Annotated in this window: 20 protein-coding genes and 1 tRNA gene; 13 read left to right on the top strand and 8 right to left on the bottom strand. The window is 63.2% G+C overall.

The window, feature by feature from the left end; genetic code table 11:
* The first annotated feature begins 1 nt into the window (after nt 1).
* The 4 genes from C6571_RS03250 (at nt 2) to C6571_RS03235 (ending at nt 3435) form a co-directional block, all read left to right on the top strand.
* On the top strand, nt 2–784 hold the full coding sequence (locus C6571_RS03250; RefSeq protein ID WP_106445418.1) for an ABC transporter ATP-binding protein: 783 nt from the start codon (nt 2–4) through the stop codon (nt 782–784).
* A 2-nt stretch (nt 785–786) separates the two neighbouring features.
* Nucleotides 787–1515, top strand: coding sequence for an ABC transporter ATP-binding protein (locus C6571_RS03245; RefSeq protein ID WP_106445417.1), 729 nt, complete (start codon nt 787–789; stop codon nt 1513–1515).
* Between the two features lie 242 nt (nt 1516–1757).
* Nucleotides 1758–2405, top strand: coding sequence for a DUF47 domain-containing protein (locus C6571_RS03240; protein ID WP_106445416.1), 648 nt, complete (start codon nt 1758–1760; stop codon nt 2403–2405).
* Nucleotides 2406–2424: 19 nt separating this feature from the next.
* Nucleotides 2425–3435 carry an inorganic phosphate transporter gene (locus C6571_RS03235; protein WP_106445415.1) on the top strand — a complete coding sequence of 337 codons (1011 nt, stop codon included), beginning with the start codon at nt 2425–2427 and terminating at the stop codon, nt 3433–3435.
* Between the two features lie 348 nt (nt 3436–3783).
* Here the strand turns inward: C6571_RS03235 and C6571_RS03230 are convergent, their stop codons facing one another.
* On the bottom strand, nt 3784–4230 hold the full coding sequence (locus C6571_RS03230) for a TM2 domain-containing protein (protein WP_106445414.1): 447 nt from the start codon (nt 4228–4230) through the stop codon (nt 3784–3786).
* A gap of 7 nt (nt 4231–4237) precedes the next feature.
* On the bottom strand, nt 4238–4759 hold the full coding sequence (locus C6571_RS03225) for a GNAT family N-acetyltransferase (RefSeq protein ID WP_106445413.1): 522 nt from the start codon (nt 4757–4759) through the stop codon (nt 4238–4240).
* Nucleotides 4760–4907: 148 nt separating this feature from the next.
* Here C6571_RS03225 and rpsP point away from each other — a divergent pair, with 148 nt between their 5' ends.
* The 6 genes from rpsP (at nt 4908) to C6571_RS03195 (ending at nt 8945) form a co-directional block, all read left to right on the top strand.
* On the top strand, nt 4908–5159 hold the full coding sequence (rpsP, locus tag C6571_RS03220; RefSeq protein WP_106445412.1) for a 30S ribosomal protein S16: 252 nt from the start codon (nt 4908–4910) through the stop codon (nt 5157–5159).
* Nucleotides 5160–5240: 81 nt separating this feature from the next.
* Nucleotides 5241–5813, top strand: a complete 573-nt coding sequence (gene rimM / locus C6571_RS03215; protein WP_106445411.1) for a ribosome maturation factor RimM — start codon at nt 5241–5243, stop codon at nt 5811–5813.
* 39 nt (nt 5814–5852) lie between these two features.
* Nucleotides 5853–6623 (top strand): tRNA (guanosine(37)-N1)-methyltransferase TrmD, encoded by a 771-nt coding sequence (gene trmD, locus C6571_RS03210; protein ID WP_106445410.1) that lies wholly within the window; start codon nt 5853–5855, stop codon nt 6621–6623.
* Between the two features lie 112 nt (nt 6624–6735).
* Complete coding sequence (rplS, locus tag C6571_RS03205; RefSeq protein ID WP_106445409.1) at nt 6736–7131, top strand: 50S ribosomal protein L19; 396 nt, start codon at nt 6736–6738, stop codon at nt 7129–7131.
* Between the two features lie 63 nt (nt 7132–7194).
* Complete coding sequence (locus tag C6571_RS03200) at nt 7195–7899, top strand: CoA pyrophosphatase (RefSeq protein WP_106445408.1); 705 nt, start codon at nt 7195–7197, stop codon at nt 7897–7899.
* Between the two features lie 59 nt (nt 7900–7958).
* Entirely contained in the window at nt 7959–8945 is a 987-nt protein-coding gene (locus tag C6571_RS03195) for a CobD/CbiB family protein (protein ID WP_106445407.1), read from the top strand.
* A gap of 34 nt (nt 8946–8979) precedes the next feature.
* Here C6571_RS03195 and rsgA read toward each other — a convergent pair whose 3' ends face one another.
* Genes rsgA through C6571_RS03180 form a run of 3 tightly spaced genes read right to left on the bottom strand, consistent with a single transcriptional unit; the run spans nt 8980 to nt 11582 of the window.
* Nucleotides 8980–9918 (bottom strand): ribosome small subunit-dependent GTPase A, encoded by a 939-nt coding sequence (gene rsgA / locus C6571_RS03190; RefSeq protein ID WP_106445406.1) that lies wholly within the window; start codon nt 9916–9918, stop codon nt 8980–8982.
* 15 nt (nt 9919–9933) lie between these two features.
* Nucleotides 9934–10269: a 4a-hydroxytetrahydrobiopterin dehydratase gene (locus C6571_RS03185; RefSeq protein ID WP_106445405.1), complete on the bottom strand. Its 336-nt coding sequence runs from the start codon at nt 10267–10269 to the stop codon at nt 9934–9936.
* Nucleotides 10266–11582 (bottom strand): M48 family metallopeptidase, encoded by a 1317-nt coding sequence (locus tag C6571_RS03180; protein WP_106448014.1) that lies wholly within the window; start codon nt 11580–11582, stop codon nt 10266–10268. The genes C6571_RS03185 and C6571_RS03180 overlap by 4 nt, the downstream gene beginning before the upstream one ends.
* 64 nt (nt 11583–11646) lie before the next feature.
* Between C6571_RS03180 and orn the strand changes: the two genes are divergently transcribed.
* The 3 genes from orn to C6571_RS03165 all read left to right on the top strand — a co-directional run bounded on the left by orn (nt 11647) and on the right by C6571_RS03165 (nt 15837).
* The gene (gene orn, locus C6571_RS03175; RefSeq protein WP_106445404.1) at nt 11647–12258 is read left to right on the top strand and encodes an oligoribonuclease; all 612 of its coding nucleotides are present in this window, start codon (nt 11647–11649) and stop codon (nt 12256–12258) included.
* 221 nt (nt 12259–12479) lie between these two features.
* The gene (locus C6571_RS03170; RefSeq protein WP_106445403.1) at nt 12480–14258 is read left to right on the top strand and encodes a DEAD/DEAH box helicase; all 1779 of its coding nucleotides are present in this window, start codon (nt 12480–12482) and stop codon (nt 14256–14258) included.
* Nucleotides 14259–14370: 112 nt separating this feature from the next.
* A complete protein-coding gene (locus C6571_RS03165; RefSeq protein WP_245901372.1) occupies nt 14371–15837 on the top strand; it encodes a sensor domain-containing diguanylate cyclase in 1467 nt (488 codons plus the stop codon).
* A gap of 4 nt (nt 15838–15841) precedes the next feature.
* Here the strand turns inward: C6571_RS03165 and C6571_RS03160 are convergent, their stop codons facing one another.
* The 3 genes from C6571_RS03160 to C6571_RS03150 form a co-directional block, all read right to left on the bottom strand.
* On the bottom strand, nt 15842–17074 hold the full coding sequence (locus C6571_RS03160; RefSeq protein WP_106445402.1) for a multidrug effflux MFS transporter: 1233 nt from the start codon (nt 17072–17074) through the stop codon (nt 15842–15844).
* Nucleotides 17075–17233: 159 nt separating this feature from the next.
* Nucleotides 17234–17309: transfer RNA gene (locus tag C6571_RS03155), tRNA-Lys, on the bottom strand.
* A gap of 80 nt (nt 17310–17389) precedes the next feature.
* A complete protein-coding gene (locus tag C6571_RS03150; RefSeq protein WP_211300691.1) occupies nt 17390–18277 on the bottom strand; it encodes an NAD(P)-dependent oxidoreductase in 888 nt (295 codons plus the stop codon).
* Nucleotides 18278–18339 lie beyond the last annotated feature (62 nt).

Raw genomic sequence — 18339 nt, 5'->3', positions numbered from 1 at the left:
CATGGCAGAGAATTCCAATGCGCCGGTGCTCAAGGTCACCGGTATTTCCAAGCGGTTTGGTGGCTTGCAGGCGCTCTCGGACGTCGGCATCACCATCAAGCGCGGTCAGGTCTATGGCCTGATCGGCCCCAACGGCGCCGGTAAAACCACCTTCTTCAACGTCATCACCGGGCTCTACACGCCCGACAGCGGCACCTTCGAGCTGGCGGGCAAGCCTTACGCACCCAAAGCGGTGCACCTGGTGGCCAAGGCGGGCATTGCCCGCACGTTCCAGAACATTCGGCTGTTTGCCGAGATGACGGCGCTTGAGAACGTCATGGTGGGGCGGCACATCCGGACCCACTCCGGGCTCTTTGGCGCGGTGTTTCGCACCAAGAGTTTCAAGCGGGAAGAGGCCCAGATCGCCAAGCGGGCGCAGGAGCTGCTCGACTATGTGGGGATTGGCAGCTACGCCGACTACAAGGCGCGCACGCTAAGCTACGGCGACCAGCGGCGCCTGGAAATTGCCCGCGCGCTGGCCACCGACCCGCAACTGATCGCGCTTGACGAGCCGGCTGCCGGCATGAACGCCACCGAAAAGGTGATGCTGCGCGAGTTGATCGATCGCATCCGCAAGGACAACCGCACGATTTTGTTGATCGAACACGACGTCAAGCTGGTGATGGGTCTGTGCGATCGCGTCACCGTGCTCGACTACGGCAAGCAGATTGCCGAAGGAACGCCCGCCGACGTGCAGAAGGACGAAAAAGTCATTGAGGCCTATCTGGGCACCGGAGGACACTGAGCATGGCCGAGCAGAACAACAACATCCTTTTGCAGGTCAGCAGCCTCAAAGTGGGCTATGGCGGCATTCAGGCTGTCAAGGGGATCGATTTTGAAGTGCGGACCGGCGAGCTGGTATCGCTGATTGGCTCCAACGGCGCTGGCAAGACCACCACCATGAAGGCCATCACGGGGTCGCTGACCTTTTCCGATGGCGATATCCGTTACCAGGGCGAGAGCATCCGAGGGCAGGGCGCCTGGGATCTGGTGAAAAAGGGCCTGGTGATGGTGCCCGAAGGGCGCGGCGTGTTCGCACGCATGACCATCGTCGAAAACCTGCAAATGGGCGCGTTCATTCGTCGCGACAAGGCAGGCATTCTGGCCGACATTGATCGCATGTTTGCGCTGTTTCCGCGCCTCAAGGAGCGCCGTGATCAGCTCGCTGGCACGATGTCGGGCGGTGAGCAGCAAATGCTGGCCATGGCGCGCGCGCTGATGAGCCAGCCCAAGCTGCTGCTTCTGGACGAGCCTTCCATGGGGCTGTCCCCCATCATGGTGGACAAGATTTTTGAAGTGGTGCGCGACGTGTACGCCCAGGGTGTCACGGTGCTGCTGGTCGAGCAGAACGCCAGCCGCGCATTGGCCATTGCCAACCGTGGCTACGTGATGGAGTCGGGCATCATCACCATGACCGGGCCGGGCAAAGAGTTGCTGAGCGACCCGAAGGTGCGTGCGGCCTATCTGGGCGAGTAAATGCCGGTGCTGGCCGTCTGCCAGCACTCACCATCCTTGCTGCCAAGCCAGGGGCGCCACTTCCTTCGCGGGAGCTGGCGCCGCTTTCGTTTGGCGCCTGACCTGTGGGCAAGTCGCTTGCCGTCAGTTTCCCTTCATCGGCAGAGGAATGCACGCGGTAAACTCGCGCCACTTTCTCGAAACCCGCTCCGTGGTTTCGTCACGCCTCTGACGTTTCTTTCCGTATTCCCCTGGAGTTCCACATGCTGTTTGGCAAGCTCTTGCCGCGCGAAGGCAACTTTTTCGAAATGTTCAACCAGCATGCGGAGCTCATCGTAGAAGCAGCCCATGCGTTCGAGCAGTTGGTAGCCCACTACAACGAACCCCACCTGCGCGAGAAATATGCGCACGACGTGGACAGCGCCGAGCGCGCAGCCGACCGCATCACCCACGAGGTGAACAAGGCGGTTCACAAGACCTTCATCACCCCGATCGACCGCGAGCAGATCCATACCCTCATCAACACCATGGACGACGTGGCGGACCTGATCCAGGATTCCGCCGAGACCATGAGCCTCTACGATATCCGCGAGATGACTGAGGAGATCACGCGCCTGACGCAGTTGAGTGTCAAGTCCGTGGAGCGCATGCGCGATGCCGTCAAGCTCTTGAACAAGCTGGCCGACAACGCGACGGCCGAAGCCGCGCTCAAGACCTGTGAGGAGATCGACAAGCTCGAGAGCGATGCCGACCGCGTGCTGCGCAGCGCCATGAGCAAGTTGTTTCGCGAGGAGCCCGACGTGCGCGAGCTGATCAAGCTCAAAGCCATCTACGAGCTGCTTGAGACGATTACGGACAAGTGCGAAGACGTCGCCAACCTGATCGAGGGCATCGTCCTCGAAAATTCCTGAGCCTGCGCTCCCGCCTGTAATGCAAACCGTACAGACTGCCCTGTGGGTCGTGGCGCTGCTGGTGGCCTTGGCCATCGTCTTTGACTTCATGAACGGCTTTCACGACGCCGCCAACTCGATTGCCACCGTGGTCTCCACAGGGGTACTCAAGCCGGGGCAGGCCGTGGTGTTTGCCGCCTTTTTCAACTTCATCGCGATTTTTGTCTTCCACCTCAGCGTGGCGGCCACCATTGGCAAGGGCATCGTCCAGCCGGGGGTGGTGGATACCCATGTGGTGTTTGGCGCGTTAATGGGCGCGATCACCTGGAACTTGATCACCTGGTACTACGGAATTCCCAGTAGTTCTTCGCATGCCTTGATCGGTGGCATTGTGGGGGCCGTGATGGCCAAGACCGGCGCTGGCGCGCTGGTGGCATCGGGCATTTTCAAGACCGTCGCCTTTATCTTTCTCTCGCCACTGCTCGGTTTTCTGTTCGGCTCGTTGATGATGGTGGCCGTGGCCTGGGTTTTTCGCCGCGCCCGGCCGAGCCGCATTGACAAATGGTTCCGCCGCCTGCAACTGGTCTCTGCGGGGGCCTACAGTCTCGGCCATGGCGGCAACGATGCGCAAAAGACCATAGGCATCATCTGGCTGCTGCTGATCGCCACCGGCTACGCAGCGCCGGGAGACGATGCGCCCCCGCTCTGGACCATCATCAGCTGCTACACAGCCATTGCCCTGGGCACCATGTTCGGGGGCTGGCGCATCGTCAAAACCATGGGCCAGAAGATCACCAAGCTCAAACCGGTGGGTGGTTTCTGCGCGGAAACTGGCGGCGCGATCACGCTGTTCACGGCGACGCTGCTGGGCATTCCAGTTTCCACCACCCACACCATCACTGGCGCCATCGTCGGCGTGGGTTCTGTGCAGCGGGCCAGTGCGGTGCGCTGGGGCGTGGCGGGCAACATCATCTGGGCCTGGATTCTGACGATCCCGGCCAGCGCTTTTGTGGCTGCCATTGCCTACTGGATCAGCCTGCAGCTGTATTGAACCTAGAACCGGCCGTCGAGACCGTTTGGGGCCTTGTTCCAGGGTGCATGGAATCGATGTTTGATGGTTTCCCTGACGTCCACCCGATGGGCGAGCGCGCTATGCCCCGCCAGCACCACCGCGTTCAGGGCGCCATGCGGCGTTGCGCCTTCTTGCGGGCAGGAGCCCGCCGCGTCGTCCGGCCTTGCCCGACACCCTGAACACGGCGCCGGCGAGCGCGTCCAACGGCCGTTTCCAGGTTGCATCATTGCGTTCCAGCGCAGTTTTGCTATTGAATAAATAGCTTGAACCACTAGAACCATAAGCGCTAGAGGCTATTTTTATTAAAAATGTCTGCTGTGATTTGTCTCAGCGTGAAATCTTGTGCGCCTCGTCGATCTGGTATTCAAAATAATGCTGAAAGCTGTAGGCCAGGCTGGCCATCAGCACAGTGGTTCCAATCAGCAGCGAGGTCGCCAGCGCAAACACCGTGCTCCAGCGCGTGCGGCCCGCCGGTGCATCGGATGCAGCGCCCGGGTTGAAGCGTGCGTTCCATTTCTCGGGCGATGAGAGGCCGTAGACGATGGCGGTGAGCGCGCAGCCCGCGATGGTGAAGCCCAGGAGCGGAATGAGAACCCAGCTGAGCGCATCGTCCTGGCCCAGGCTTTGCACGCGCTCAATTCCATACGCGCCCAGCGAGGTGGGAACGATCAGCAGCCACCCCAGCGGATCGCGCAGCCCGTGCAGGTAGAAGCGGTGCAGGCCGATGGGGCCGCCAAGAAAGGCCAGCCAGGCGGCAAGGGTCTTGTTTTTCATGGCGGCATTATTCGGGCGATTGGGCGTCGCCGCTGCCCAGGGGCCTTTGCATGAGCACGATGTCGCGCCAGGCGCCGTGCTTCCAGCCCACCGAGCGCATCAGGCCAATGTGCTCAAAGCCCAGGGACTGATGCAGCTTGATCGAGCCGGTATTGACCGAATCACCCACGACGGCCATCAACTGGCGCACGCCAGCGGCCTCGGCCTGCTCCATCAGTGCCAGGAGCAGGGCCCGGCCGATGCCGCTGCCCCGCGCCGCCTCGGCAACATAGACCGAATCCTCGGCAGAAAAGCGATAGGCGGGGCGCGGCTTGAACCAGTTGGCGTAAGCAAAACCCAAGACCTTGCCGTCTTGCTCCGCCACCAGCCAGGGCAGGTTGCGCGAGAGCACTTCGGTGCGCCGAGCCGCCATGTCGCTGCGACTGGGCGGATCAATTTCAAAGGTCCCGGTCCCGTGCAGCACGTGGTGGGCATAGATGGCGGTGATGGCGTCGAGATCACCATCGCGGCTGGGGCGAATAAGAGGCATGGAGAAAAATGAAAGAAAGATATAATTAGCGGCTTTGCAGCGTGTCGCTGGCCGGGTGGCCATGTCGCGTGTCTCTACGTTGCGAATCCAGGGGATTCGGTTGTTAACGGGTTGTTAACGCGCCGGCCCACCACCCGAAGGATAAATTATGGTCGTCATTCGACTCTCCCGCGGCGGCTCCAAGGGCCGTCCTTTCTTCAACATCGTCGTTGCCGACAAGCGCGTGCGCCGCGACGGCCGCTTCATCGAGCGCCTGGGTTTCTACAACCCCACGGCCAAGGAAAGCGAAGAAGGTCTGCGCATTGCACAAGATCGCCTGACCTACTGGAAGAGCGTCGGCGCCCAGTCCTCGCCCACCGTGGACCGCCTGATCAAGCAGGCCGCTAAAACGGCTGCCTGAACCCGGCTCCCCTGACAGGGCGGATTGCGTCGGTTTTGCTGACGCAATCCGCCTTTTTCAATTTCTGACACCCCATTCTCTATGACCGCTCCACTTGCGCTCGAACAAGCTGCCTTGCCCTCTGACGCCATTGAGATCGGCCGCATCTCCGACGCATGGGGTGTCAAGGGCTGGTTCAAGGTGCTGCCTTACAGCAGCGATGCAGGCGCACTGCTTGGCGCCAAACGCTGGTATCTGCAACCGACCGAACGCGGTGCGCGCAGTTTTGAGGGAACCGTGGTCTTGGACTTGCGCCAGACGCGCGAGCACTCGGGCGCGGTGGTGGCCTGGGCTCAGGGCATCGACGACCGCAATGCGGCCGAAGCCCTGCGCGGCTCGCGCATCTTCGTACCGCGCTCGGGTTTCCCCAAGGCAGGCGATGGCGAGTATTACTGGGTGGATTTGATCGGGCTGGCAGTGCAAAACCGCGAAGGCGTGGCGCTGGGCACGGTGCGCGAATTGCTCACCACTGGCCCCCAGACCGTGCTGGTGCTGGACGGCGAAGTGGTAGAGGGCAAACTGATGGAGCGCATGATTCCGTTTGTCGCTGCCTTTGTCGACGAAGTGGACTTGGCTGGACGGCGAATCTTGGTGGACTGGCAGCCCGACTACTGACTTTGTGCCTGCACCGCAGCAATCTTGGCAATCCTTGGCATGCGCTTCGATCTCATCACGCTGTTTCCTGAGCTGTTTGCGCCGTTTCTGAGCAGCGGTGTCACGCGCCGCGCCTACGCGTCGGGCCAGGTGGCGGTGCATTTGTGGAATCCGCGCGACTTTGCCGAGGGCAACTACCGGCGGGTGGACGACCGGCCCTTTGGCGGCGGCCCCGGCATGGTGATGATGGCGGCGCCGCTCGAACGCTGCCTGGAGGCGGTACGCGCCGCCCGGGGCGAGCCTGCGCAGGAGCTGGCGCCTTTGGTGCTGTTCTCTCCATTGGGCGCCCGGCTCGATCATGCGCGCGTGGAGCGCTGCGCACACGGCAAGGGTGCCGTGCTGCTGTGCGGCCGTTACGAAGGGATTGACCAGCGCTTCATCGACCGCCATGTCGACGTGCAGATCAGTCTCGGAGATTTCGTGCTCTCCGGCGGCGAGATCGCTGCCATGGCGCTGCTCGATGCAGTGGCGCGGCTGCAGCCAGGCGTGCTGCACGATGCGGGGAGCCATGCACAGGACAGCTTCAACCCGGCGCTCGATGGCTTGCTCGATTGCCCCCACTACACGCGCCCCGAAGTCTGGCAAGGGCAGGGCGTTCCCGCTGAACTGCTCTCTGGTCACCACGCGCACATCGAACAGTGGCGGCGCCAGCAGCGCGTCCTGCTCACCGCGCACCATCGCCCCGATTTGATCGAGCAGGCCCGCAGCGCCGGGCTCCTCGAACCGGCGGATGAGCTGCTGCTCAACCCAGCAGCGGGGCACACGCTATAATGGCAGGCTTTTCGATCCTCTGCCCGGCCGGCGCGCCCATTTGTTTGGCGCTGCCACCCCGTCAATCCCGACACTGCCATTCATGGCGCGGACACGATCGCAGGATGCATTCATGAATCTGATCCAGACCCTCGAGGCGGAAGAAATCGCCCGCCTCGGCAAGACCATTCCCGTATTCGCACCGGGCGACACCGTCGTCGTCAGCGTGAACGTGGTTGAAGGTACCCGCAAGCGCATGCAGGCCTACGAAGGCGTGGTCATTGCCAAGCGCAACCGCGGCATCAACAGCAACTTCATCGTACGCAAGATCTCCAGCGGTGAAGGCGTCGAGCGTACCTTCCAGACCTACAGCCCGCTGATCGCCAAGATCGAAGTGAAGCGCCGCGGTGATGTCCGCCGTGCCAAGCTGTACTACCTGCGCGAGCGCAGCGGCAAGTCGGCGCGCATCAAGGAAAAGCTGCCTTCGCGCCGCAAGGCGCCAGCGGCGGCGGTGGCAGCCGCCGAATAAGGCGCCTGCGCCCACGCGCAAAAGCCGCTGCAGCGCTCCGCTGTTGCGGCTTTTTTTGCTTTTATGCCCTCTGGCTCTCCACCCATCGCACCGTTCACGCTGCCGCAGTTCGATCCGCGCACGGTTCCGGTGCTTGCCACCGACACCGATCTGCCCGCCATTGCAGCAGATCGCACCACACCGGAGGCGCTGCGTGCGCGTTTTGCGTCGCCCCCCGTCTGGCGCCCCGAGATCGCTGCGGAGCTGAGCTTCAGTGGGCGCGCACCGGCCCGCGCGGCTGTTCTGATCGCCCTGGTGCAGCGGCCCGAGCCCACCGTGCTGCTGACCGAGCGCACGCTGCATCTGTCCACCCATTCGGGCCAGGTTGCGTTTCCTGGAGGCCAGGCCGATGAGGGCGATGCCAATCCGGCGGCCACTGCGCTGCGCGAGGCGCACGAGGAAGTCGGGTTGGAGCCGTGCTGGGCCGAAGTGCTGGGAGAGCTGCCGGTGTACGTGACCGGATCGTCCTTCATCGTTTCGCCGGTGGTGGCCTTGGTGGCGCCCGACTGCGCGCTGCGCCCCAACCCCTATGAGGTGGCCCGCGTCTTTGAGGTGCCGCTGGCTTTTCTGCTCAACCCGGCGCACCACCGCCGCCATGCTTTTGAGTTTCGCGGTGCCCGGCGCGAGTGGTATTCCATGCCGTACCGGGACGCCGCCGGCTACGAGCACTTCATCTGGGGTGCCACGGCCGGCATGCTGCGCAATTTTTACTGCTTTCTGGCGGCTTGAAGGTGGGTGGCTGCCGGGCATGGCGGTAGCGCCTGCGGCAGGCCGCTATCATTCCTGCCATGAGTTTCCTTGCCATCTTGCTGGCCTTGCTGATCGAGCAGGCGCGCCCGCTCTCGCGCCGCAACCCGGTGCACGCCGGCCTGCGCGCCTGGTCGTTGTCCGTCAGCCGCAATTTTGACGCCGGTAAGCCCCACCATGCCTGGGTGGCCTGGGCTTTGGCGGTGGCCTTGCCTGCCTGCCTGGTGGCGGGCGTCCATGTGCTGCTGGTGGTCACGGTCGGCTGGCCGCTGGCGGTGGTGTGGAACATTGCGGTGCTCTACATCACGCTCGGCTTTCGCCAGTTCAGCCACCATTTCACGCGCATTCGCGACGCGCTGGACCTGGGCGACGAGCGCGGTGCGCGCGAGGCCCTGGCGCACTGGCAGCAAGTCGATGTGGGCGAGCTGCCACGCAGCGAACTGGTGCGCCATGTGCTGGAGTATTCGGTGCTTGCGGCGCACCGCCACGTGTTTGGCGTACTGGCCTGGTATTCGGTGCTGGCGGCTCTGGGCCTGGGGCCGGCGGGCGCTGTGCTCTACCGAATGGGTGAATTTGCCGCGCGCTACTGGAGCCGGCCGGGCCCCGACGCAGCGCCCCGCGCCAGTGAGGCCTTGCAACACGCTTCGGCCGCGGCCTGGACGGTGCTTGACTGGCTGCCGGTGCGTCTGACTGCGCTGTGCTTTGCTGTCGTCGGCAGTTTTGAAGAGGCCATCGACGGCTGGCGCTTTCATGCGCAGCGCTTTCCCAATGACAACGACGGTGTGCTGCTGGCCGCCACTTCGGGCGCCATCAATGTGCGGTTGGGCGGTGAGGCGCTGAAATCGCGCCCCGGCGCGCAGGCGGGAGATGGCCTGGAGGTGGACGCCGAGCTGGGCGACAGCGACAGCACGCCCGGCCGGGAGCCGGAGCTGGCGCACTTGCGCAGCGTGGTGGGTCTGGTCTGGCGCTCGGTGGTGGTGTGGATGCTGCTGCTGGCGCTGCTGACGCTGGCACGCTTTCTCGGCTGAATAGTTCCTCGGAGCCTGGATTCCCCGTAGCCGCTCAGTAGCGCGTCTGGCCCAGCTTTTTGAATAGATCGCTATAAATAGAATAGCGAATAGCGCTTATCCCATCTGCGCTAGGGCCCATTTTTAGTGCAGAAATCACTCCGCAACCGGGCTCGTGCAGGTGCGTGCAGTTGTAGAACTTGCAATGCGAGGCGTGCGCTGCGATGTCGGGCATGCAGCGCGCGAGATCCATGGGCGTGATGTGGTGCAGGCCAAATTCCTGGAAACCGGGCGAGTCGATCACGGCCGTATCGCGCTGCCCATCCAGCCAATACAGCGCGGTGCTGGTGGTGGTGTGGCGGCCCGAGTTGAGGGCCTGGGAAATTTCGGCCGTGAGCACCGCCGCGCCCGGCACCAGCAGGTTCACCAAGGTACTTTTTCCGACGCCCGATGGGCCGAGCACCAACGTGGTTTTGCCCGCCAGCAGCGGGATCAGGGCGCTCCGGGCGTCTTCGGGCGCTTGCGCGAGCGACAGCGGCAGCACCGGGTAGTGCCTGCCTTCGCCGATGTCCCGGTAGGGCTGCAGGCGCTGCCAGGCGCGCTCGAACGGTTCGGGCAAATCGCTTTTGTTGAGGGCAATCAGCGGCGCAATTCCGGCGGCTTGCGCAGCGATCAGCGCGCGGGCCAGCTGCATTTCCGAGAAGACCGGCTCGGCAGCCAGCAGGATCAGGATCTGGTCGAGGTTGGCAGCAAACGATTTGGTGCGGATTTCGTCCTGGCGGTAGAAGAGGTTGCGCCTCTCTTCTACCTTCTCGATGGTGCCCTCGTTGCCCTGACCGGCGGCCGCTGGCAGCCACGCTACCCTGTCGCCCACCACAGACTGGCTGCGTTTGCCCCGAGGGTGGCAGATGCGGCGCTCGCCGTCCTGCGTTTCCACGACACAGTGCCGCCCGTGGCTGGCAACCACCAGGCCTTGGCGCAAGGCTTCAGCCATGGCGTGGGTGCCAGTTCATGTGAGCAGAGCGTCGAAGCGGCTGGCGCAGTCAAAGTCGGTGCTGGATATGCCACCCACGTCGTGCGTGTTGAGCCGCACGACACAGCGGTCGTAGTGCACCGAGAGGTCGGGGTGGTGGTCCTGCGCGTGGGCCACGAAGGCCAGCGCATTCACGAAGGCCATGGTCTGGTAGTAGTTGGCAAAGCGGTAGGTCTTCTCGATGGCCACTTCGGCGCCGTCGCCTTGCAATCGCCAGCCCTCCCGTTGGGCCAATGCAGCTACTATTTCTGTAGCTGACAGCGCACGCCGTGTCTGCGTGGACCAGTCTTTTTGCTTCAAATCTTGTGTCATGCGGCTGCTCCTGCGTGCATGCGCGCCAAGCGCTCTACGGCCGGCGGATGCGAGTAATAGAACTTCACGTACACCGGATCGGGCGTGAGCGTGGATGCATTGTCTTCGTAGAGCTTGAGCAAGGCAGAGGCCAGGGAGCCGCTTCCGGTCTGCGCCACGGCATAGGCGTCGGCCTGAAACTCGTGGGCGCGCGACATCTGCGCAAACAGCGGCGAGAGGAACACGGTGAAGACCGGGACGGCCAGCAGGAACAGCAGCAGGGCCAGCGCATCATTGGGCGGTGCGGCGGCGCCGGGGACCAGGCCCACAAGGCCCGGTTGTACGCCCAGGCCGGTGTAGAACCACACTTGCGTGGAGAGCCAGCCCAGCAGGGCGAAGCCGGCAAGACTGAGGGCAAACATGGCGGCCATGCGCTTGGTGATGTGTCGGTGGTGAAAATGCCCCAGCTCGTGCGCCAGCACGGCTTCCACTTCTTCGGGTGAGAGCTGGCGCAGCAGGGTGTCGAAAAACACCACGCGTTTGGCGCTGCCGAAGCCGGTGAAATAGGCGTTGGCGTGGGCGCTTCGGCGGCTGCCATCCATCACGAAAAGGCCTTTGGCTGCAAATCCGCAGCGCTGCATCAGCGCCTGCACCCGCGCCGCCAGCGCTTCGTCTTGCAGCGGCACGAACTTGTTGAAAAACGGGGCAATGAAGGTGGGATACACCCACATCAACAGCAGATTGAACCCTGTCCACAGCGCCCAGGCCCAGAGCCACCACAGCTGGCCAGCCGACGCCATCAACGCCAGGATGGCTGCTGCCAGCGGCAAGCCGATAAGCGCGCCGAGCAGCGTGGATTTCAACAGATCACCGAGCCACAAGCGCGGCGTGGTCTGGTTGAAGCCAAAGCGCTGCTCGAGCACAAAGGTCTGGTACAGCGTGCCCGGCAAGTCGATGAGCCCGCTGATGAGGGCAAAAGCGGCGAGCAGCGCCAGCTGCTGCCCCATGCCAGCGCCCAGCGCCCAGAGCAGCGCCTGATTCAGCGCGTCCAGGCCACCCAGCAAGGTCCAACCCAGCAAGACCACAGCGCCCAGAGCCGCTTCCAGCATGCCAAAGCGCAGCTTGGCGCGCGTGTAGTCGGCGGCCTTTTGGTGCGCGGGCAGCGCAATGTGATCGGCAAAGGCGGTCGGGACGGCCGCTCGCCCCAGGGCGACCTGGCGCAGCTGGCGCCCGGCCAGCCACAGCTTGAGCACGAACCCGGCGGTCAGTGCCAGGGCGAAAGCCAGCGTCAGCAGCAGCGACGGGGTGAAAGCGAAGGAAGCGGTATCGGGCATGTCGGCGAAGTTTAGGGTAAGCGCGGGCGCTGCGAGTGGAGGTGCCTTGCGCGACAATTCACGCATGTCCGAAACCCCTGAATCTACGCCCGCTCAGCTGGCCCGTTCCGATCAAAACCTTGTCTGGCTCGACTGCGAGATGACTGGCCTGGATCCCGAGAAAGAACGCATTATTGAAATTGCCGTCATCGTCACCGGGCCGCAGCTCACGCCGCGCATCGAAGGGCCGGTGCTGGTGGTCCACCAGAGCGACGAGTTGCTGGGCGCCATGGACGCCTGGAACAAGGGCACACACGGGCGCAGCGGTTTGATTGAAAAAGTCCGCGCTTCCACGCTGACCGAGGCACAGGCCGAAGCGCAGGTGCTGGAATTTGTCAAGCGCTACGCCCCCAAGGGAGCGGTGCCCTTGTGCGGCAACAGCATTGGGCAGGACCGGCGCTTTCTGGCCCGCTACATGCCCAAGCTGGAAGCATTTTTGCACTATCGGAATGTGGACGTCAGTACGCTGAAGGAACTGGCAAAGCGCTGGAAGCCCGCCGCATACAGCAGCTTCAAGAAAGCGCAGAAGCACACGGCGCTGGCCGATGTGAACGAGTCGATCGATGAGTTGGCGCACTACCGCGCACAACTCTTCGCTGCGGATGCGCTTGCGGGAAAACCCGAATCCGTGACATAATCGCAGGCTTGCACCGCACCAGCGCTGCAAGTTTGTGCATCTCCCTTCACACACCGGGTCCGCAACGGGTCTGGCCAATTTGGTCCAGACAGTCCTTGCGATGAATACCCAGCCGCAGCAGCGCGACGCCGCTGCAGGTTTCGTTTGATGGTTGATGTTTTTTAACCGTCAATGAGACCGCCCGGAGCTCCCGCTTCCGGTCGCTTTCGTGAGAGAAAACTATGACCGACACTTTTGAAGTGCAGGGCGACTTTGCGCCTGCCGAATCCTTTTCCACGCCCGTCGCACACGCTGACGAAGTTGTGAACAACGTTGAGGCCGCTGCCGAAACCACCTCCGAGCCGAACGGCTTTGTTGAGCTGGGCTTGGCTCCTGAGCTTGTGCAAGCCGTTGCCGATCTGGGCTACACCCAGCCCACCGCTGTGCAACTCAAGTGCATTCCGCTGGCCATGGGCGCGAACGCGCAGGGGGGGCGCTACATTGACCTGATGGTCTCCAGCCAGACGGGCAGCGGCAAGACGGCGGCGTTCCTGCTTCCGGTGCTCAACACCTTGCTGCGCCAGCAGGCCGAGGCGGCCGAACAGGCGCGCGCCGAGTACGAGCGCGCCGCTGCCGAGGCGATTGCGCGCGGTGAGGCGCCCCCGAAGCGTGCCAAGCGCAAGGACCCGACCAACAACCGCAATTTCAAGCCAGCCGTGCCAGGCGCGCTCATCGTCTGCCCGACGCGCGAGCTCGCCCAGCAGGTGGCGCACGACGCCATCGACCTCGTCAAGCATGCCCGAGGCCTGCGCGTGGCCAACGTGGTCGGCGGCATGCCCTACCAGTTGCAGATTGCCAAACTGCAGAATGCCGATCTCGTGGTGGCCACGCCCGGCCGCCTGCTTGACTTGCAGCGCTCCATGCAGATCAAGCTCGACCAGGTGCAGTTTCTGGTGGTGGACGAAGCCGACCGCATGCTCGACCTGGGCTTCTCGGACGATCTCGCCGAGATCAACCAGCTCACCAGCCAGCGCAAGCAGACCATGATGTTCAGCGCCACCTTTGCGCCGCGTATTCAGCAGCTTGCCCTGCGCGTGATGCACGACAGCGGCTCTTCGGTGCAGAAAATCCAGATCGATTCGCCCCAGGAAAAGCATTCGAACATCAAGCAGATCCTGTACTGGGCAGACAACCTGCAGCACAAGCGCAAGATGCTCGACCACTGGCTGCGCGACACCACGATCAACCAGGCGATTGTGTTTGCCAGCACCCAAATCGAGTGCGACGGCCTGGCTGCCGACCTGCAGCAAGAAGGTTTCAGCGCTGTGGCACTGCATGGAGCGCTCAGCCAGGGCCTGCGCAACCGGCGTCTCATGGCGCTGCGCCAGGGCCAGGTGCAGATTTTGGTGGCCACCGACGTTGCAGCGCGTGGTATTGACGTGCCCACCGTCACCCACGTCTTCAACTTCGGTCTTCCCATGAAGGCAGAGGACTACACCCACCGCATTGGCCGTACCGGCCGTGCCGGGCGCGACGGTCTGGCCATTACCTTTGCCGAATTCCGCGATCGCCGAAAAATCTTCGATATTGAAGGCTATACGCGCCAGCAGCTCAAGGCGGAAGTGATTCCTGGCCTCGAACCCACGCAGCGCTTTCCGTCGACCCGTCCTGCGCAAGGCAATTTCAGCGACCGTGGTGGCCGTGAGCAGCCGTCGCGTGATCGCGGCTATGCCGGCGCATCGCGCAGCGACGGCCGTGGCGGTTTCAATGACCGCCAGCGGGTACAGGGTGCGCCCGATGGACGTTCCTTCGCGCCGCGCCGCGACGCCGATGGCTTTGGCCGCAAGCCAGGTTTTGGTGATGCCGGGCGCGGCGGTTATGCCGGAGCGCGCGGCGATGGCGCTGCGCCACGTGGCGATTTCGCCCCCCGCAAACCGGCGTTTGCCAAGCCCGGTGCGCCGGGCGGCAAGTCGTTCACCCCGCACGACGCGCGCAAGCGACCCGCGCGTCCCGCACGCTGATCGCGTCACGCATCGAAGCTGAAGGCCGGCTCCGCAAGGAGTCGGCCTTTTGTCGCTGTAACGGGGCAAAGCGCGCTTGAACCCGTCAATAATGCGCAGAAGAGGAGCTTTTATGGTGCAGTCTGCCCCCACTTCCGACACCGATTTCGAGCACATGTTCGAGCTGGCACCGGTGTCACTCTGGCTGGAAGATTTCAGTGCGTTGAAACAACTTTTCGATACTTGGCGTGCCGAAGGCGTAACCGACCTGCGCGCCCATTTGGAGGCCGACGCTGACCGGGTGCGCCAATGCACGGCCAGCCTCAAAGTGCTGCGCGCCAACCAGCGCACGCTGACATTGTTTGCTGCCACCAGCTCCGACGAGCTGTTCTCGCAGCTCGATCGCGTTTTCCGCGATGACATGCACACCCGCGTGGCCGACGAGTTAGACCAACTGTGGGCCGGTGCGCTCGGTTTTGACAACCAGACGGTGAACTACGCCCTTGATGGCCGGCGCCTTGATGTGTTGGTGCACGCCCGCATCCTGCCCGGGCACGAGCACACCTGGAGCCGGGTCTTGGTGTCCTTGGAAGACGTGACGGCGCAAACTCAATCCACGCGGCACCTGCAGCGCAGCGAGCGCTACGCCCGCGATCTGTTCGATCATTCGCCCGTTTCCCTTTGGGTTGAAGATTTCAGCGCCGTCAAGCGCTTGCTCGATGACGTGCGTGCCCAGGGCATACGCGATTTCAAAACCTTTCTCAAAGTCCACGCGGAGTTCGTTTCGCGCTGCATGCAGGAAATACGCGTCATCGACGTCAACCAACAGACCTTGCAGATGTTTGGCGCTGCGAGCAAAGAAGTCTTGCTGAACAACATTCCCCGCATCTTCCGGGGTGAGATGGAGGAGTCCTTTGCCGAGCAATTGCAGGACTTGTGGGACGGCAAATTGGTTCAGCAGCGCGAAGTGGTGAACTACGCGCTGTCCGGAGACGCTGTCCATATCCACATGCAGTTTTCGGTGCTTGACGGCCACCGCGACGACTGGGGCTTGGTCCTGCTGTCGCTGGTGGACATCACGGCGCGCAAGAAGGCCGAGGCCTACCTTGAGTACCTGGGCAAGCACGACGTGCTGACGCAACTGCGCAACCGTGCGTTCTTTGTTGAAGAACTCAACCGCATCACGCGCAAGGGTCCGTGGCCGCTCAGCGTGGTGACCATCGATCTCAATGGCCTCAAGAGCGTCAACGACGATGAGGGCCATGCAGCAGGCGACGCCCTGCTGCGCCGTGTGGGTGAGGTGCTGGCCAAAGCAGTCGACGCCTCGGCCTGCGCTGCGCGCATCGGGGGCGATGAATTCACCATTTTGCTTCCGGGAACGGACGAGCGTGGCGCAATGGCGCTGACCGAGCGCATTCTTTCACTGGTGGAGTTGAACAACCAGTTCTATTCCGGCCAGTCGCTTAGTCTGGCCATTGGCGTGGCCAGTTGCAGTAGCGGAGACCAGGTGGAGGCGGCGCTGCACCGCGCCGACCAGGCCATGTATGCGGAAAAGGCGCGCTACTACGAAGAGCGTCCCGCCGACCGGCGCCGCCGCTGAAGGTTCAGGCCAGTATGGCGCTGCGGCCGATTTCGGGCCAGCGGTGGTGCAGGTAGATCCATGCGGCCAGGCCGACGCTCAGCATCAGCAGCGAAGACAAAGCCATCAAGGCGGTCGAATGCATCACCAGCGGCACCAGCAGGCCCGCCACCGTGCCATTGGCCACCGAGCCGATAAATGCCTGCAGTGACGACGCCATGCCGCGTCGCGCCGGGTACAAATCGAGCACCAGCAGCGTCACCACGGGCACCATCAGCGCCCAGCCAAAGGCGAACACCGCAATGGGTACCAGCGCCCAGGACACATGCGCGGGAAACAGCAGGTTGGCCAGCAGGTTCAGCAGCGAGGTCGTCAGCATGATCACAAAACCGTGCCGGATCTGGCGCTTGGGCGCAATCTTGCCGGCCAGTCGACCACTGAGCCATGCGCCGGACATGATGCCGGAAATGGTCAGTATGAAAAACCAGAAAAACTCCTGCGGCCCCAGTCCGAGGTGGTCACCCAGAAAAGCGGGTGCGCCGAGGATGTACAGGAACATGCCGTTGAATGGCACGCCACTGGCCAGAGCCAGCAAAAGAAAGCGTGGGCTCGATCCCAGTTGCCAATAGCCACGCATCAGGTGGCGCACTTCGAACGGCTGGCGATGGTCTGCGTGCAGCGTCTCGGGCAACAGGCGGTAGTTGGCCAGCCAAAGCGCCACGCCCACCAAGGTCAGGAACCAGAAAATGCTGTGCCAACCCGTGTGTACCAGCAGCCATCCGCCGACGATCGGCGCTATGGCGGGTGCTGCGCCGAAATAAATGGTGACCTGGCTCATCACCTTTTGCGCTTGCGCCGGCGGAAACATGTCGCGAATGACGGCGCGTGAGACGACGATGCCAGCGCCCGTCGACAAGCCCTGCAGAGCGCGAAAGAAAACCAGTTGCCCAATGCTTTGCGACAGTGCGCAACCCGCCGACGCCAGCGTGAAGACGGCAATGCCCCACAGCACGACGGGGCGGCGGCCGAAGCTGTCCGCCAGCGCCCCATGGAACAGATTCATGAACGCAAAGCCAAACAGATAGGCCGAGAGCGTCTGCTGCATTTCCACCGGTGTCGCGCCCAGGGCGGTGGCGATGCCCGAAAAGGCGGGCAGGTAGGTATCGATCGAGAACGGCCCCAGCATGCCCAGCAGCGCCAGCAAGACGGCCAGGGCCCAGCGCGGACCGCGCCACAATTCGTTGGCTTGCGGATTCATGGAAAAGCAGTTCTTTGAGAAAAATGGGCGCTGGCGTGCCGAGCGGGATGCCGTGCAATTATCGAGCGGCCGGCGAAAGCGTGCTTGATATCCTGCGCCAGGCGCCCGGAACAACAAAAGAAAAAGGGAACGGGCGCAATGGCCAGTTCCCTTTGTAAGTGGTGGGTCCTGAGTGGCTCGAACACTCGACCTACGGATTAAGAGTCCGCTGCTCTACCAACTGAGCTAAGAACCCACTTAAAAACGTTTCTGCAGTGCAGCAGAGAGCGAAATTATATCCAGAAAATCGACCCCATCGGGCCCGCACCGGCTCGATTACTGCATCGCATTGCGGCTGGCGAGTTCGACAAACAGGCCGCTGTGGTCGAGTTCGCCCAGGCCGTGCTCGATGCTTTGGGCATACAGCCCTTCGAGCAGCGCAGTGACCGGTGCATCAAAGCCGATCTCCTGCGCTGTGGCGAGGACGTTGCGCAGATCCTTGAGCTGCACGTTCATGCTGCCGCGCGGGGCGAAGTCGCGTTCCACCATGCGCTGGCCATGCAGTTGCAGAATGCGGCTGTCGGCAAAGCCCCCGCCGATGGCTTCGCGCACCTTGGCCATGTCGGCGCCGCCCTTGGCAGCAAAAAGCAGCGCTTCGGCCACAGCGCCGATGGTGACGCCGACGATCATCTGGTTGGCCAGTTTGGCCAACTGACCTGCACCGTGCGGTCCAACCAGCGTCGAGCGTCCCAGTACCTGAAAGACTTCCTGCGCGCGTTGGAAGTCCACGGATCTGCCGCCGACCATGATGGCCAGCGTCCCGGCTTCGGCGCCGACGGTACCGCCCGAAACGGGGGCGTCGAGGTGGTCCACACCCATTTCGCTCAGGCGCGCAGCGTGATCGCGCGCCTCGCGTGGCTGGGTCGAGGCCATGTCGATAAACAGCGTTCCGGGCGCCATCGTTTTGGCGGCGCCCTGGTCAAACAGGACCTGGCCGACGACTGTCCCGTTTTCAAGAAAGCTGATGGTGATGTCGGCCTGGGCCGTGGCTTCGCCGGGACTCATGCAGCCAATGGCACCGTCGTCGGCCAGCAGCTGGGTTTTGGCGGATGAGCGGTTCCAGGCATAGACCGGGAAGCCGGCCTGCAGAAGGCGCCGTCCGGCGCGCAATCCCATCAGGCCAACCCCGAGCAGGGCAATGCGGGGGTGTGAGAGGTCGGGCATGGACATGTTCCAGAAGGGGTTGAATCACCATCATGGTGCGCTTGGTGCTCGGCTGGCTGTCA

This window comes from Simplicispira suum (genome assembly GCF_003008595.1).
Taxonomy (GTDB): domain Bacteria; phylum Pseudomonadota; class Gammaproteobacteria; order Burkholderiales; family Burkholderiaceae_C; genus Simplicispira; species Simplicispira suum.
The sequence above is the reverse complement of the archived record's forward strand: the minus strand, read 5'-3'. Positions and strand labels throughout refer to the sequence as shown.